This window comes from Paenibacillus jamilae, assembly GCF_050482105.1.
Taxonomy (GTDB): Bacteria; Bacillota; Bacilli; order Paenibacillales; family Paenibacillaceae; genus Paenibacillus; species Paenibacillus jamilae_B.
Map to the genome: position 1 here is coordinate 82,309 of NZ_JBCNHI010000020.1, position 15,639 is coordinate 97,947.

At 44.9% G+C, this 15,639-nt stretch carries 12 protein-coding genes; 7 read left to right on the top strand and 5 right to left on the bottom strand.

Annotation, left to right across the window (positions count from 1 at the left end; all coding sequences use genetic code 11):
* Positions 1-43 precede the first annotated feature (43 nt).
* The 3 genes from ABEW32_RS19210 to ABEW32_RS19220 are packed head-to-tail and all read left to right on the top strand — an operon-like array spanning position 44 to position 5,838.
* Complete coding sequence (locus ABEW32_RS19210; protein ID WP_430190736.1) at positions 44-730, top strand: winged helix-turn-helix domain-containing protein; 687 nt, start codon at positions 44-46, stop codon at positions 728-730.
* Positions 696-3,950 carry a lantibiotic dehydratase gene (locus tag ABEW32_RS19215; protein ID WP_430190738.1) on the top strand — a complete coding sequence of 1,085 codons (3,255 nt, stop codon included), beginning with the start codon at positions 696-698 and terminating at the stop codon, positions 3,948-3,950. Before ABEW32_RS19210 ends, ABEW32_RS19215 begins: the two co-directional genes overlap by 35 nt.
* Positions 3,937-5,838 carry an ABC transporter ATP-binding protein gene (locus ABEW32_RS19220; RefSeq protein ID WP_430190741.1) on the top strand — a complete coding sequence of 634 codons (1,902 nt, stop codon included), beginning with the start codon at positions 3,937-3,939 and terminating at the stop codon, positions 5,836-5,838. The genes ABEW32_RS19215 and ABEW32_RS19220 overlap by 14 nt, the downstream gene beginning before the upstream one ends.
* Positions 5,839-5,876: 38 nt before the next feature.
* Here the strand turns inward: ABEW32_RS19220 and ABEW32_RS19225 are convergent, their stop codons facing one another.
* The 3 genes from ABEW32_RS19225 to ABEW32_RS19235 form a co-directional block, all read right to left on the bottom strand.
* The gene (locus ABEW32_RS19225) at positions 5,877-6,206 is read right to left on the bottom strand and encodes an AzlD domain-containing protein (RefSeq protein WP_430190744.1); all 330 of its coding nucleotides are present in this window, start codon (positions 6,204-6,206) and stop codon (positions 5,877-5,879) included.
* Positions 6,203-6,928 (bottom strand): AzlC family ABC transporter permease, encoded by a 726-nt coding sequence (locus ABEW32_RS19230; protein ID WP_430190746.1) that lies wholly within the window; start codon positions 6,926-6,928, stop codon positions 6,203-6,205. Before ABEW32_RS19230 ends, ABEW32_RS19225 begins: the two co-directional genes overlap by 4 nt.
* Before the next feature lie 165 nt (positions 6,929-7,093).
* The gene (locus ABEW32_RS19235; protein WP_430190749.1) at positions 7,094-8,332 is read right to left on the bottom strand and encodes an MFS transporter; all 1,239 of its coding nucleotides are present in this window, start codon (positions 8,330-8,332) and stop codon (positions 7,094-7,096) included.
* 233 nt (positions 8,333-8,565) lie between these two features.
* Between ABEW32_RS19235 and ABEW32_RS19240 the strand changes: the two genes are divergently transcribed.
* On the top strand, positions 8,566-9,114 hold the full coding sequence (locus tag ABEW32_RS19240; protein WP_430190751.1) for a helix-turn-helix domain-containing protein: 549 nt from the start codon (positions 8,566-8,568) through the stop codon (positions 9,112-9,114).
* A 99-nt stretch (positions 9,115-9,213) separates the two neighbouring features.
* The gene (locus tag ABEW32_RS19245; RefSeq protein WP_430190754.1) at positions 9,214-9,729 is read left to right on the top strand and encodes an acyl-CoA thioesterase; all 516 of its coding nucleotides are present in this window, start codon (positions 9,214-9,216) and stop codon (positions 9,727-9,729) included.
* A gap of 109 nt (positions 9,730-9,838) precedes the next feature.
* Here the strand turns inward: ABEW32_RS19245 and ABEW32_RS19250 are convergent, their stop codons facing one another.
* Positions 9,839-11,305 (bottom strand): RICIN domain-containing protein, encoded by a 1,467-nt coding sequence (locus ABEW32_RS19250; protein WP_430190756.1) that lies wholly within the window; start codon positions 11,303-11,305, stop codon positions 9,839-9,841.
* A gap of 228 nt (positions 11,306-11,533) precedes the next feature.
* Between ABEW32_RS19250 and ABEW32_RS19255 the strand changes: the two genes are divergently transcribed.
* Positions 11,534-12,232 (top strand): 4'-phosphopantetheinyl transferase family protein, encoded by a 699-nt coding sequence (locus ABEW32_RS19255; protein WP_430190757.1) that lies wholly within the window; start codon positions 11,534-11,536, stop codon positions 12,230-12,232.
* A 47-nt stretch (positions 12,233-12,279) separates the two neighbouring features.
* Positions 12,280-13,869 (top strand): amidohydrolase, encoded by a 1,590-nt coding sequence (locus tag ABEW32_RS19260; RefSeq protein ID WP_430190759.1) that lies wholly within the window; start codon positions 12,280-12,282, stop codon positions 13,867-13,869.
* 68 nt (positions 13,870-13,937) lie between these two features.
* Here the strand turns inward: ABEW32_RS19260 and ABEW32_RS19265 are convergent, their stop codons facing one another.
* Positions 13,938-15,566 (bottom strand): S-layer homology domain-containing protein, encoded by a 1,629-nt coding sequence (locus tag ABEW32_RS19265; RefSeq protein ID WP_430190761.1) that lies wholly within the window; start codon positions 15,564-15,566, stop codon positions 13,938-13,940.
* Positions 15,567-15,639: the final 73 nt, after the last annotated feature.

A 15,639-nucleotide genomic window follows, 5' to 3' on the forward strand; every position in this document is an offset into this window, starting at 1 on the left:
TGTCTAACTGCTTAGCTGAAGCCGTGTTTTTGGGGAGGATTAGATGAAACAAAAATTTATGGTTATATCATCCTTTAAGAAGATTAAGCATTTTTTTGAGACTTTAAGCACTCCAGAAAACATTCAAATCATGTTTTATGATTCTCTTTATCAGGCTCTAACAGAGATTGATGAGCAGTGCATCGGTGTCGCTTTAAACCAAGATCATGTAACGCTAGAGGATTTGTCTTACTGGCATACCATTAAAGAAAAATTTACGGTCCCATTTATTTTCCTATCCTATCATTGTGATGACCAACGGCAATTGGATCTCCTCAAACAACTGCTTTCCATGGCTTCCTCTGATTATAGAATGGGGAAAGACCAGGAGGCAATTAGTTTATCACCCAATGTCATTTTTGATCCTGCTGGTAAGGTTATTTGGAAGCAAGGGCATGAATATATGCTGACTATGATGGAATATCGATTATTAATGTATCTCCTTACAGCAAAAGAGTGTGCAACCACGATTGATCACATTATAGACAGAGTATGGGGAGTTGATGCTTTTACTACATCTAATACGGTGTATGTGCATATCCGAAAATTGAGAGAGAAAATAGAAGATGATCCAAGTCATCCAAAAATCTTAGTGACTTGTCACGGAATTGGTTACAAGTTAAATCTATTTCCTAAAAACTTGGAGGTGGTCAGTTGTGAAGAGACAACTGCATTACACGGATACTCATAAACTGCACAAACAGGAAAGAGATAAGGATGAAAGGTGGTTCAGTGCATGTGATTTTTTTCTGATCAGAACCCCATTATTACCGCTAGAACGATATTTTCAGGTGTTTTCAGGTCAAGATTTGGATAATCAGCTTACTGTAGAGGAAATCACCCGTCGAATAAAGCTTGTTTCTCAGGAAGCTGTTGTTCAAGAAGCCATATCATTAGCTTCACCATCCCTTATGCAATTTCTACACTACCTGCATGATGATAATGCTCCAAATGATAAAGGGGAGTTACAAAAGTTTGAGAAGACGCTGAATAGCTTTTATCGTTATTTTATTCGGATGACTACCCGAACGACTCCATTTGGATTATTTTCAGGGGTGGGACAAGGGATTTGCGGGGATGCTGCCCATTTGGATATAGGTGCCTATCATCAACATTTGAAGAGAGCCAGACCTGACATGGAATGGATATATAAGATTATCCGAAAAATGGAGTCTGACCCAGTCATATTTGAACAACTAAAGGTTTTCTTAAACCGAACGGTTATGATCAAGGGAGATCGCGCTAAATTACCATTTAGGCCTAAGCATGGAGCAGCAGAAGCTGATGACTCGGCTGAAATGTTTAGTTCCATTCGGCTTACGGACGTCGTTCGCCTAACGTTTGAAGCTGCAGAGCATCCCATTCAGGTGAGGGAACTCAAAGAAATATTATTGAGATCATTTCCTGACGCTACTAAGGAAATCATAAATAATTATTTGCAGCAACTATTAGAGCAAGAGTTTATTATGAGCGAGCTTAGACCTCCATTAATGGATCATTCACCCTTTCATTACATATTTGAAAAAATTAAAAAGCTGGACAATTCCAATCAGTGGCTTGACATTTTGTACGAAATTGACACTTTATTACTTCAATATAATCAATGCAGGATTGGGGAAGGGGAGCAGATCTACCGGAAATTATGTGACAAAATGCAAGGAATCTATTCTGTGAAAACGCCTATACAGGTCGATGTCAAATTAGCTCAAGAAGTATCGCTGCCAAGACATGTGCTTGATGATGCAGCATTAGGGGCTGAGATCATGTGCAGATTGCATGCAACCCCGAAAACAAATGAATTGGCAGATTACTTCAATCGTTTTTTGGAAAAGTACGGTGTTTATCAGGAGGTCCCAATTCATGAACTCTTTGATGAGGATTGGGGCTTGGGTATACCGGAGACGTATCGCACGAATGAAAAAAAACCAATGGGCATGGAGGCGTTTAAACGCAACGCTAATCTCTTTCTGTGGGTTTCGAATGCAGTCTCTAAGCACCAGATAGAAATCAACCTTACAGATGAGCAGCTAGAGCAACTGACGATTTCTGATAATTATGATACTTCTCCAGAAACAATGGAGATCTATTACAGTATATATGCTGATTCTCCTGAAAAAGTTGATTCTGGACATTACTCGCTTTTGCTCGGAGCCAGCGCTGGCTCTAACAGAGCGGGCAAAACCATTGGACGTTTTCTGGACATGTTTGGTGAGGAGTTTGTACAAAATTTATCTGAAATATATGATTATCACCGGTGTTTTCATCCTGATGCGTTATTGTCAGAGATGGTTTTTATGCCCGAGCAGGGCAAAATATCCAACATTTCATTAAGCAAAAATTTAATGGATTACGAAATTGTGTCAGGGACTACCTCTTCTAAAGATGAGGAACATACGCTATGCATGGATGATTTATTGATAGGTGCAACTCACGACCGCTTCTATGTCAAGTCCAGACGTTTGGGCAAGGAAATCATTCCCTTGCAAACCCACATGCTGAATTACAAGCTTTCACCACATATATTCAGATTTCTAACGGATATCACCAACAAAGAGCTTGGCACATGGTCCTACTTTGACTGGGGGCCATTAGAGCAGTCTCCTTTTCTGCCAAGACTTGTATACAAAAAAATCGTTATTAGTGCTGCGCAGTGGAGGCTTGGCAAGGCTGCATTGAATATTTCAGATCTAACTGAGCCTCAAGCAAGGGAGGAGCTTTTTCATACGTGGAGAGAGCAGTGGAATGTGCCACGCTATGTTTATTTAACGATGGGAGACAACCGACTTCTATTAGACCTGTGTAATTTATACCATATTAAGGAGTTACTTCGTGAGGTGATCAAGACACGCGAAGGACAGGAACTGCTTCTTACCGAGTGTTTGGGCGATCCATTCCATACTCCGGTACATGGGACCGCTGGAAGATTTATGGGGGAATTTGTGTTTCCACTCAAGAAGAAAAAAATAAAGGTGAAATCAAGCATACCCAGTTCAATAACTCACAATGATTCTCCATTATTCATTACTCATACTCCCTCAAATATTCATAGAGGCTTCCTTCCAGGAGGTGAATGGCTGTACCTTAAATTGTACGGAGTTAAGGAAAGGGAAACGGACCTTATTGCCTTAAGCTTGGATCAACTCCGCAATAACCCGGGAATCGAGAATTGGAGTCAAAAATCTTATTTTTTGCGGTACGTTGATCCCGAGCATCATATCCGTCTGCGGTTTCAAGGAGAGCCGGGTCAACTATGGAATGCTGGCTTGGCGCAATTAAATGAGTGGGCAGGTGAGCTACGTGAAGAAGGACTTATCACCCATATGGTACTGGATACATATCTTCCTGAGCTGGAGAGGTATGGAGGACAGACGCTTATGGATCTGGCAGAACAGGTTTTTGATGTGGATAGCCGATGGGTCATCGCTTATATGGCAGGCATTCGTTCGAAAGCTTTCAATCTGGACATAGAGATTGCAGCTGTGATTAATATTCTTCATTATTTAAGCAGCTTTGGTTTAACGATGCAGGAGCAAGTGGACTGGCTAGAAGAAAGAATTGACAGCAAGCCTTATATGAAGGCGTTCAGAGATGTTAAAAAAGCATTGATTACCGCTGTAGAATCGGATGATGAATGGATTAGACAAGCGGATACGGCTACACAGGTCGCTTTGTTGGCCCTTGTAGAAAAAAGACAGGCCATGATTCAACAATATGCTCAAGCGATAACCCTGGCTGAAAACAATCATGAGCTTACGAATCATGCTAATGATATTTTAGGCAGTATCATTCATATGCACCTGAATCGTCTGCTGGGTGTCAATAGGGAACGGGAAATGAAATGTATGGCTTTGGCAAAGCATACAGCGGCCAACCTGTTGCATCGGAAAGGAGTGCGCCATGTCACAGTCTAAAGGACAAACCAATGACCTGGTATCCTTGTCCTACCAGAATATATTTCGTACCTTTTTATTTTGGCCTCGCATATTTAGGCTATTGTGGGACACGCATCCATCCTTTTTGATCGCTATACTCATTACAAATTTGTTGAAGGGTGCCGTTCCTGCTGTGATCCTTTTAGCAACGAGAGAATTAATTAACAGTGTTGTGGCAGGAGCGTCAGGAGGAAGCTTTCAGCCTGTTTTTATAGCTTTTGGTGTTCTAATCGGTGTCAATTTGCTGTACGATCTGATCAATATTGGGGAAAGCTTTTTTCGTAAAATGTTTCAAAGCCGGCTATCAAACCAGGTAAATATTAAAATTATTGAAAAAGCACAAAAAATGTCTTTGCAGTCGTTTGAGGATGCGGATGTGCAAAATATGCTTCAACGTGCTCAGGGAGAAGCAGATTACAGACCATTTGAAATATTTACTCAGATCCTCGCCATTATGAGCAGTGTGGTAACCTTATTTTCGACGGGTGCTATTCTCATCGCATGGAGATGGTGGGCGTTCTTATTCATTTTTCTTATTCCATGCTTGTCCTTTTATTCTTTTTTACGTATTGGGCAGAGAGAATTTAATGTTCACTTTCAAAGAGCAGGAAGACAACGTGAATCCTGGTATTTGTCTTTTTTGGTGACGAGAGATAACAGCTTTAAAGAAGTGAAAATCTTTCAACTGGGAGATTATCTGCGAAAAAGGTATAAAACAATACTCGAAGGGTTTTATCGTGAGGATAAAGTGCTAGCGGTTCGTAGATCCTATACTTCTCTTGCATTCCAGATTGTGAATCAGGGTGCATGCGCATTTATTATTTTCATGGCCATACAAGCTACTTATGTTGGTCAAATTTTAGTGGGAAACCTGGTGAGCTTAATTCAGGGGATCACGTTAACCCAGTCAACGTCGCAGAGTATTGTACAAGGAATTTTAAGTCTGTGTCAAAATAATTTGTATATTAAGCAGCTTTTTGACTTTCTGGATATGCCGGAGGAAACCAAAATACAAAAGTCAGTTCAACACTTGCCATTGTCCGCTATACACAGTATTGAGTTTCGGAATGTATCGTTTAGATATCCTAACACGGAAGAGAACGCCATTTCTAATGTTAGCTTTACTCTGCATCAAGGAGAGAAGCTGGCCATTGTAGGGAGAAATGGATCGGGTAAATCCACAATTGTGAAGTTACTCACCCATCTGTATTCTGATTTTGAAGGAGAAATCTTAATTAATGGACACTCAATACACGAATTGGATAAAGACAGCTTTAGGGGAAAGATAGGCGTCGTTTTTCAGGATTTTGTACATTATGAGATGTCTGTTAGGGATAATATAGGCTTTGGTCATGTGTCTTCCAGAGAAAATGATGAGGCCATTTGGGCAGCTATTGATAAGGCAGGCATTGCAGATTTGATAGCTGGTCTGCCAGAAAAACTGAACACCCTGCTTGGAAAATGGTTTGAAGATGGACAACAGCTATCTGGAGGGCAGTGGCAACGCATAGCAATAGCCAGGGCTTTCATGAGGAATGCCGATATCTATGTGTTGGATGAGCCGAGTTCTTTTTTGGACCCACATGCGGAGAAGGAGGTTTTTCAAAAATTTGATCAGCTTGTTCACGAGAGAATAGGAGTATTTATTTCACACAGATTGTCCTCCGCACGAATGGCGGATACCATCATTTTAATGGAGGAAGGCAGAATTGTGGAAGCGGGCAGCCATGAACACTTAATGGATATGGACGGAGTATACGCTGAAATGTTCAGGCTACAAGCATCTTCGTATCTTTCACAAGGAGAAAGTGACCTTGAGCAAGAAACGCTGTCACCTCTGTTGGTAAAGGCGACAGGCGGATCGTAGGAAAGGATAAATCCCCTCCTATTTTAGGAGGGGATTTGCTATCCCATCCATAAAAGCCGAACTACAGCCATACTCATAATACCGACAACCACCGTAGCCAGCAGGCTTTTGCTCCACAAAGCAGTCACCAGCGTAGGAAGGACCGCTATAAGTACTTGCCCGTCAAAAGTGACCGAGGTCTCGGTACGTACGAGCAGACTTTCCATGACCAGTGCCGTGAAAATACAAATAGGGATGTAGGACAGCCACTGTAGCACCGATTTGGGCAGCGTCAGTTTTTGCAGCACGACGAAGGGAATGATTCTTGGAATTGCCGTGACAATCATACTACCGATAATGATATACAGGACATTGGGATTAATGTTCATTTGTCGGTTAACACTCCAATCGTTGCGGTAATCATGGTCGATACAATGACGGCGATATGTGATGGTACCCACCAGGACAAAAGGTACATTAGAACGACCATACATAGCACAAGCAGCAGGCGATGCTTGAGTTTGGAGGTCTGGACACTTTGGAGCTGGGAAATGAGTAAGGCAAGAAACATTGCAGGCAAGGCAAAGTCTAGACCAAATATTTCTGGCCGGGAAATCCAGTTTCCGAGCACTCCCCCAGCCACACAGGAAGCGATCCAAGCGAGATAGGCCGTGATATTAAGTCCGTTCATCCAGCGGTCACTGACCTGCCCGCCTTTAGCCAATTTATCCGATGCTACCCCAAAGGATTCATCCGTCAAAAGAGTACCGATGCCTATATTTTTCCACAGCGAATATTTAGAAAAGTAAGGAGCCAATGATGCACTTAACAGTAGATGGCGGGCATTCACAATAAATGTCGTTAAAATAATGACAGACGGAGGACTGGCTGTAGCCAGCATCGAGCACATTATAAACTGAGAGGCGCCTGCGTATACAAGCGCTGACATCAGGCCAATCTCCATGGTGCTCACCCCTGAGGAAGCGCCCACAATGCCCGCCGCAAACCCAATACATACATAACCGAGCAGTGTAGGAATACAATCTTTAACCCCTTGTAAAAAGCTGAATGAATCTTGCTTCGTTCCGCTCAACTCCGAAGCTATGGACATGTCAAACTTCCCCCCAGCACAAATTTTATAATAGTATATAACGGAAATTGTGAAGTATCAATATATTATACAATTGTATGTTATATTGAATAGCGAACAAGTAGTTCGTAAAAAAAGGGCGCCCCAGTCAGTTCATGACTTATGGGACAACCCTAAGGTGGTGGCTTATATAAGCTCCTGCCGTTTTTTCAGATATCCGTAGAGAATCATTCCCGAGACCGCGCAGATGGCTGCGCACAGACCGATAACTCCATATCCCGCCTGAAGCCCGCGCAGTATGCCAAGCTCAGTGGTTGCGCCGTAGACGATCTTGACCCCTTCGATTACCCAGCCGATCACATAGTTGCCAATGACACTCCCTATGCCCATCAGTGTGACGACGAACGTTATAGCTGTATCACTGTCCTTCGGATATCTCCGTGCTATGAACGCCATCACGGTCGGATAGATCATTGCAATGCCAGCACCCGATGCGGCAAAGAGAAACGCCAGTCTCTCCCCACCCGCGATTGCTGCAAATGTACAAATCGCTGAGAAGGCGGAGAATAGAATCGTTGAAAGCACAAACCCCATTCGGTCTGTGAGCGGGCCCAGCAATAGGCGCCCCAACGAGAAGGTAAGAAAGAACGCTGAGAGCATGCTGGACGCCTTCACCGTGCTCCATGAATACGCTTTCTCTAAAAAGTTGACTAGCCAGCCCCCAACTGCGAGCTCAGAGACTACTCCAAACGACAGGATCATTACCATCATCCAGAGTGCCGGATCGCGGGTTAGGGTCTTGAGTGAGGTCCGTTCCTCATGCTGCAGGTCGTCTCCCGGGAAGGTGCTGAGCAGCGCGGCCACAATCGGTAGCAAGCAGAGCGACAACATAGCCAGATACATTCCCCGCCAGTCCAGCGTATGTCCAAATACCGTCAGTGACATGACTCCCGTCGCCAGCAAAGGAGCAACTGTTGAGCTAAGCCCATAGAAAAAGTGGGACAAATTCATCATCGTGCCGGTATTTTTCACAAAAATCCTCGCCCCTAAAATTGCGAGTGCAATCTCCAGCATGCCGTTCCCGATATACATCAAGAAGTAGGACGAAGCGAAGAACGGATACGTGTGCGACAGGTAGATGAAAAATCCCGAGATGATCATGGAAGCAAAAGAAATGATGCTGACCGCCTTGATTCCCCACTTACGGACAAGGACGGCCGTGAACGAGCAGGCAATCAAATAACCAAGTGCGTTTAGAGACAACAATGTTCCGAGCTGCTGTTCATCCAGATTGAAGTCGAATTGAATGCGTGGAATGGCTGGACCTTTTATATTTTCCGAGATACCAAAAACAATAAAGCCAATAAAAATTGTCGCCAGCTGCATCATGTACATGTGGCGGGACTTGCGGGTTTGCGGATTCAAATTTTGTCCCTCCTAGATAGTCAACGTTGATTTTCTCACCTGTTGGGTGTTCAGGGATGGAAAAGTCACAGGATAGCAGCCCCCTTCAGGATATTACAATAGTTTTGAAAAACGTTTTAGTAAGTGAAGTTTAAGGACATTTATAGTTAATGTCAACAGTAAATTATAGCTACAGCGGGCACTTTTGTGTATTCTTCATATATAGACTTTTGGATACGAGGAGGTATCATTCGGTGGATTCCATGCAATATATTATTGGTTCGAATTTGGCTCAAATCAGGAAAACGAGAGGACTTAGTTTGGATAAGGTGGCTGAACTGACAGGAGTCAGCAAAGGGATGCTGGCTCAAATTGAGAAGGGGAAATCCAATCCTACAGTAACCACGCTATGGAAAATTGCGAACGGCTTGCACGTATCCTTTTCCACCTTTCTTAAAGAAGACCCGCCGCAAATCACGAAGATTTGGAGAGCAGATTTGCATCCGGTTATTGATGAGGACGGTAACTATTTTGTTTACCCTGTATTCCCGTACCACTCGGAAAAGAAGTTCGAAGTGTTCACCGTAAGTCTGAAGCCAGGCTTTACACATCAGGCAGAAAAGCATCTCGGAGAGGAAACGATTCTCATGATCCGTGGAGAAATGTACTTTGAAATGCAGGGGCAACAGCTCAAACTGAGTGCAGGGGATGCGGTACAATTTCAAGTGTCTGATATCCATACCTACCGTAATGATTCAGATGAGGACGCCGATTTTTATGTATTGATTTATTATGCGGATTAGTGGGAAAATTAGTATAGTCTACAACAGACTTTCACACAAGATTCTACAAAAGCCTGAAATATAAAAAGAGAGCAACGAGGAAAAGAGAGGAAAGAGCCCATGGAAAGCAAGTACATCCGAGAAACCTACTGCTGTAAGACGTCCCGAGTATTTCCCAACGATATCAACAATCATAACACGCTCTTCGGAGGCCGATTGATGTCGTATATTGACGATATCGCATCTATTGCTGCCTCCAAGCTGTGCCGTACCAACACAGTTACGGCCTCGACGGACTCGGTGGATTTTTTGCTGCCTATCCACCCGAGCGACTCTGTCACGCTGGAAGCGTTCGTAACTTGGACAGGTCGTAGCTCAATGGAGGTGTTCGTAAAGGTGATTCGCGAAGGACTAATGACTGGCGACCGCAAAATTGCAGCCACCGCCTTTCTGACCTTTGTGGCACTGGACGAGAATAATCGTAAAGTGACCGTCCCGCAGGTGATCCCTGAAACAGAAGAGCAAATACAATTACACCAGACGGCTCCATCACGCGCAGCCATACGGCGTCAGCGGAGGGAAGAAAGCAAGCAGCTGGCTAGTTTTCTGACGACAGATTTTCCGTGGGAAGTGTAGTGTACTAGACATCACCCATTTTTACCGATTTAGCATAAAAAGGAGCCGTTTTCCGTTAGAGATCCCCAAGATCTGTTCGGATTACGACTCCTTTTTAAAATGCTCTTAGCTATTCCACTTTGACTATACGGAAATGCTGGTTCGTTCCGCCATTATCGCCCCATTGAATGGCTTTAGCTCCATCGGTGGTGGCACCTTCGGAAATGTCGATTAGCTTGCCCGTTGCCCGATTTTTCAGCTTATAATAACCTCCGGTTACGGGTACAAGCTGCCAATGCTGGCTGGACCAGCCTCCATCATTCCATTGTTCGATAACTGCGCCGTCTGCTGTAGCGCCGCTTTCAACGCCAATCAGCTTCCCGCTGTTGCGGTTCACAATTTTATAATATCCACCGCCTGCATCCTTAAGCTGCCATTGCTGGCTTGGTGCTCCGGAATTCGCACGCTGCTCTAAATCTGCTCCGTCTGTCGTCGCATTGCTAATGATGCCTAGCGGCTTGTTGCTCTTGCGGCTTACCAACTGATAATAACTATCCGGGTCGATGACCATCGGCGTAGTTACGCCCTCCACCACACCACTGGCGGTATCAATATTAATGCTGTCGAACCAATCCATAGCTAATGAGGTCGCGGTTGGAAACCGTAGCGGCAGCCATACATATTGCGAATCCTGCACAGGACCGCTCCAAGCCCCAGCCCAACGGTCGCCCAAATACAGGTACGAGGTCGTCTGTGTACCTTCAACAGGAATGACGTAGGCCGACTGTGAACCGTAAGTCGTACCGTCCCCTAAGTTCATCGTATTAGTCCAGGTTCCCTCAATGCTGGATGCGGTAGCATACTTGGCCTGATTGGGATTCCAGCCGGTTGCCCCGGATGTAATCAGGAAGTAGACATCTCCTTTTTTAAACATCGCCGGAGCTTCACGATATTGTCCTGGCCACAGTGTAGTCACCAATGATTCAACTTGAAGAAAATCCGGTGTCAAACGATAAATGTTCAGATCGGCATTTACACGGGTAGCCGAGATCAGGTAAGCAGTACCGTTATCATTGTATACGGTCATATCGCGCGAATCATATTCCAGCGGACGGAAGCTGCCCTGATACGTATAATCGCCGTCTACGGTATCGGATGAGGCAACTGCTACTCGGGCTTCGTTGTAATTAATCCCGTTTTCCTTGTGCATCCATAATACGTATTTGCGTGTTTTTTCATTATAAATTACTTTTGGACGTTCAATATTCGATACATTCAGCTCTGCGGCCGAGCTGCTGGTCAGCACGTTTTTACGAAACTCCCAGTTTTTTAAATCAGAGGAACGATAGGCGGATACGGCCTTGAACGTACCGTTGGGATTACGATTTTCACCAAACCAATAATAATAACCATTTACTTTAATCATTCCGCCTCCATGGGCATGAACCACGTTTCCACTTGTATCTTTAAACTGAATGCCGTTCACAACATTTGCTGAAGCGGCTGAAGCAATCTTAGGTGAAAACATCTGAAAAATGCTTAACGAAAGCAAAATAGTGAGCATAATACACAGCAAGCGGGCAAAATCATATTTCATTGTTTCGTCCTCCTCTGTATGTGATATTTTAAAGCGCTTTCATTAGTGAGTTCCATGAAGTAGCTTTGATAGAGCTGCTTATCCCAATTGTATCCATATTGAATTGAAAGTGCTAGAGTAGTATATTGACCATGTATATGGCAAGCGTCATCCAGATTTGACAGACTTCAATCGAATGGTGAGTGTTACAAACGTACTGATATTCATTAGGATATACGGGAGGCGACCATGGAAATATACGCGATTGATACGAGCAAGCCAGAGGCTGAAAAGCATTACGAATCACTGGTAAATCAGATTTCGCTGGAAAAACAACGCAAGTTGGACCGTTTTTTACATCGGGAAGACGCTTTAAGGGGGTTATACGCTGATGTGTTGTTAAGGTGGTTGGTTTGTCGGCAATTAAGAATACCGAATGCCAGCCTTCAGTTTACATACAATGCTTTTGGCAAGCCCTCCTTATTGAATGTACCAGCATTTCATTTTAACGTTTCCCATTCGGGAAAATGGGTAGTATGCGCCATTGACGATCATCCGCTTGGTATCGACATTGAGCAGCTCCGTCCTATTGATTTTGAGGTAGGCAGGGTATGCTTTTCAGACACAGAGTACGATGCATTAATGCAGCAGGATGCAGAGAACCGTTTATCCTATTTTTATGATCTTTGGACGCTTAAGGAAAGTTTTGTGAAGGCTGAAGGACAGGGGCTAACACTGCCATTAAAGTCATTTTCATTCGAGTTGCAAGCACGACCGTCCATAGGCTTCACGACAGAGGGCTTTACGACTGAGTATTGTCATTTTAAGCAGTATGAACTGGACTCGGATTATAAAATGGCTGTCTGTGCAGCCCATGATCACTTTGCGCAGGAAGTACAACAGGTAGATATAAGTACACTGCATTTGGAAGTGGCAACTCTGGCGTAATATGCAGTGGATTAACCATATAGTTAGAAAAAAGGAGATGAGTGACGTTGACATTCGTTTTGTTCAAGCACGGCAGGTTATATGGGGATTGGGCTTCCCAAGGAGACTCCATCGTTGTACAGCATGGCCGCATACAGGCCATTGGATATGCCCGGGAGCTTGAATTGCAGTTATCAGGTAAGGAGTATGAAACCGTAGATTGGGACGGTGCCTATATACTGCCGGGCTTAACCGATGCCCATATGCATTTGTCTATGCATGGCATGAAGCTGGCTATGCTGGATTTAACATCTGCTACTTCCAAGGACGAAATGCTGGCTATGCTGCGCAAGCGGGTCGCTGTTACACCGCCAGGAGAGTGGATTTTAGGGCTAAATTGGAACGAAAATGCGTTTATGCCTGTTGAGATTCCAGATATAGCGGAGCTAGATGCCATTACAGATCAGCACCCAGTATATCTGACACGTACGTGCTTTCATACGTTTTTGGCCAATTCAGAGGCGTTTCGGCGTGCAGGTATTAACGAGAACACTCCGGATCCGGCTTCGGGAGCCTATGGACGAGACGCAGAGGGGCGGTTAAATGGACTAATTTATGAGGAAGCCTCCTTCGCCTTTACAAGCGTGCAGCCCGAGCCGGATTATTCGGTGAAGAAGGATACGATCCGGCGAGCTTGTCTGGATGCACTACGGCTGGGTCTGACTGCTGCGCATACGGAGGATTTACGTTTTTTGGGCAGCGTGGAGACAATGCAGCGAATTTACAGGGAGCTGAGAGAGGAAGGCCTTGCATTTCGCACACACCAGCTCCTCTATCATCCGTTCATGGAAGAAGTGAAAGCACAGGAGCTGCGTGCAGGTACTGGAGATGAGTGGTTCAAAATCGGTGCGATTAAAATGTTTGCTGACGGCGCTATTGGTGGAAGAACGGCTTTATTATCCGAACCTTATAGTGATGCACCACATACGTGTGGAATGGCAATCCAACCACAGCCCGAGCTGAATCAGATGGTGGCAGCAGCCCGAGCCGCAGGCTTTCCAGTGGCTGTACATGCCATCGGAGATGGGGCGGCGCACATGATTTTGACAGCGATGGAGGCCCACGGACTAACGGAGGAAAGCGGATTGCCGGATCGTCTGATTCATGGGCAGGTGCTAAGAGCTGATTTGGTCAAAAGAATGACGAAGCTGCCGCTGATTGCAGACATTCAGCCTCGTTTTGTCGCAAGTGACTTTCCTTGGGTGCTGGATCGGGTTGGGAAAGAACGGACCGAATATTTGTATGCCTGGAAAAAGCTGCTGCAAGCAGGGATTCCGTGCGCTGGAGGCAGTGATGCCCCGATTGAGCCATTAAACCCATTTTTGGGTATACATGCAGCGGTGACTCGTGCTAAGCCGGAAGAAATACATGAGGGCTATCTTCCCGCTGAGAAGCTGGATGCTCACGAAGCTATTCATCTGTTTACTACGGGAAGCGCAGTAGCCGCAGGGGAAGCTGATGAAAGAGGGACAATCGCTGAAGGCAAAGCCGCTGACTTTACCGTTATTGATCGCGATGTATTGCAAAGTCCCCAGGCTTTACTGGACGTTAAGGTACGAATGACTGTTGTGAACGGGCAAGTTGCATATCGGTCGTAGACTGGTATACGTAATACGGCAAAAGCCTTCAACTTCACTTTTACATGAAGTTGAAGGCTTTTTGACTTTTACAAGCCACGCTGTATAAAGCGGTCCGCATTTTTTACACTGGACCACAGATCAGAGCTTGCGCCGCCCGGATACCAGTAGGCAAAGCCAGCAAATCCTTCATCCTGACCCAAGCGGTACTTACGTGTAAAGGATCGCCCTTCTTCCAGCCATAGCTTATGAAGCTGAGTATCCTTGTATGATACAGTGTACTGCTGAATATCCTCGTTCCAGATCGGTTTGGAAGAGCTACGGGTTACTAACTGATTTTGCTGATCTAATGAAATATCAGAGGAGGCGATTGACTGTCCGCTAGCGTTAAGTGTCCAATTCCGTGTAAATAACGGCAACGCCAAAATCGCTTTCTCCGGATCGATCGTTTGTACAAAGCGCCGCACGCTTTCACGAAGCCATGGCATGGAGGACACGGAGCCGGGGATCGAGCTTCCTCCCCAATGCTCGTCATATCCCATCAGGATTAAATAGTCTGCCGCAGCGCCAAGCTGTTGATAATCAAAAGCGGCAGTCCAGTCCGTTCCGTAATCAGGAGATACACAAAGCGCCAGTACCGCATTTTGACTTTTCAAGCTAGCCTTTAATTGTTGGATGAACAATGTAAGATAGGCACGATCCTGACCATCTACATTTTCAAAATCAATGACAAGCCCGTCCAAACCATGTACAGATACAGCATTGACAAGTTGAGTTATAGTTTTAGCCCGCAGAACCTCACTGGACAGAATTTGGTGCGTCAGCGCTAGGTTGGAGCGGTTGCCTACCATCGCCCAGATTTTTTTTTGATGCTGTTTGGACCAGGTAAGCAGTGAAGAGCTGGTGTAATCGCTGATACTGCCTGTTTCGTTTAGAAAAAACCAGCGTGGTGACAGGGTGTTGATGTTGGATTGCAGCACCGTATTTTCAAACTGCTGAACGGTTTGGTCATATTGCCAGCCTAATCGAATAGAAGAAGCAGTCGAAGCAGCTTGGCGAGCATGCTGTGCTGAATACGTCAGTAGACGCTCCAATAATACCGCTGTTTCTTCACGAGTGAGAGAAGATGCCGGGTGGAAATAATTGTTTTCACCTTTCATAAAGCCGTAACGATTCACGGTGGTTACCCCTTCAACAGCCCAATCTGCGATTTCGTCACGATCGGTGAAAGAAGAAGTGGCCTCACCTGATTCACCCGAAGAGCGGATGAGACGTGCAATCATTAAGGCAGCTTCTTGCCGAGTTATAGGACTATTGGGTTGAAATGTAGACGAAGATCCTCCCTGTACGATATCAAGCTGCGATGCTGCCTCAATCCAACCGTAATACCATGCCTGTTTGGGAACGTCCCGATAGGAGGAGACAAATGCCTGTACAGGTTTCAGACCAAGCGTACGGTCCAATGCGGTAACCCATTCGGCTCGGGTAACAGCTTTTTTAGGAGAGAAATAACCAGGCTGTGTGCCTGTTAAAATTCCTTTAGCATACAGGGAAATAATAGACTGATAGGCATAGCTGTGCGAAATATCCTGAAATGCTATGCCGGATGCTGCTGCTGGAACAGCTAAGTATGAAGTGAATGTGGTGAATAAGGTAAGGATGGCTGTAGCTGCGAATAAAATAAGTCTGGTTAACGAACGTGATCGTTTGGAACTCATACCCAATAACCTTCTTTATATGATAGATTGGAAGTATATATATCGTTACTCGACGAATAATACTATCAAAAAG

Excerpts from the sequence above, each read along its gene's own strand:
- ABEW32_RS19210 (WP_430190736.1), top strand. The coding sequence starts at position 44 with ATGAAACAAAAATTTATGGTTATATCATCCTTTAAGAAGATTAAGCAT.
- ABEW32_RS19220 (WP_430190741.1), top strand. The coding sequence starts at position 3,937 with ATGTCACAGTCTAAAGGACAAACCAATGACCTGGTATCCTTGTCCTAC.
- ABEW32_RS19225 (WP_430190744.1), bottom strand. The coding sequence starts at position 6,206 with ATGAACATTAATCCCAATGTCCTGTATATCATTATCGGTAGTATGATT.
- ABEW32_RS19230 (WP_430190746.1), bottom strand. The coding sequence starts at position 6,928 with ATGTCCATAGCTTCGGAGTTGAGCGGAACGAAGCAAGATTCATTCAGC.
- ABEW32_RS19245 (WP_430190754.1), top strand. The coding sequence starts at position 9,214 with ATGGAAAGCAAGTACATCCGAGAAACCTACTGCTGTAAGACGTCCCGA.
- ABEW32_RS19250 (WP_430190756.1), bottom strand. The coding sequence starts at position 11,305 with ATGAAATATGATTTTGCCCGCTTGCTGTGTATTATGCTCACTATTTTG.
- ABEW32_RS19255 (WP_430190757.1), top strand. The coding sequence starts at position 11,534 with ATGGAAATATACGCGATTGATACGAGCAAGCCAGAGGCTGAAAAGCAT.
- ABEW32_RS19265 (WP_430190761.1), bottom strand. The coding sequence starts at position 15,566 with ATGAGTTCCAAACGATCACGTTCGTTAACCAGACTTATTTTATTCGCA.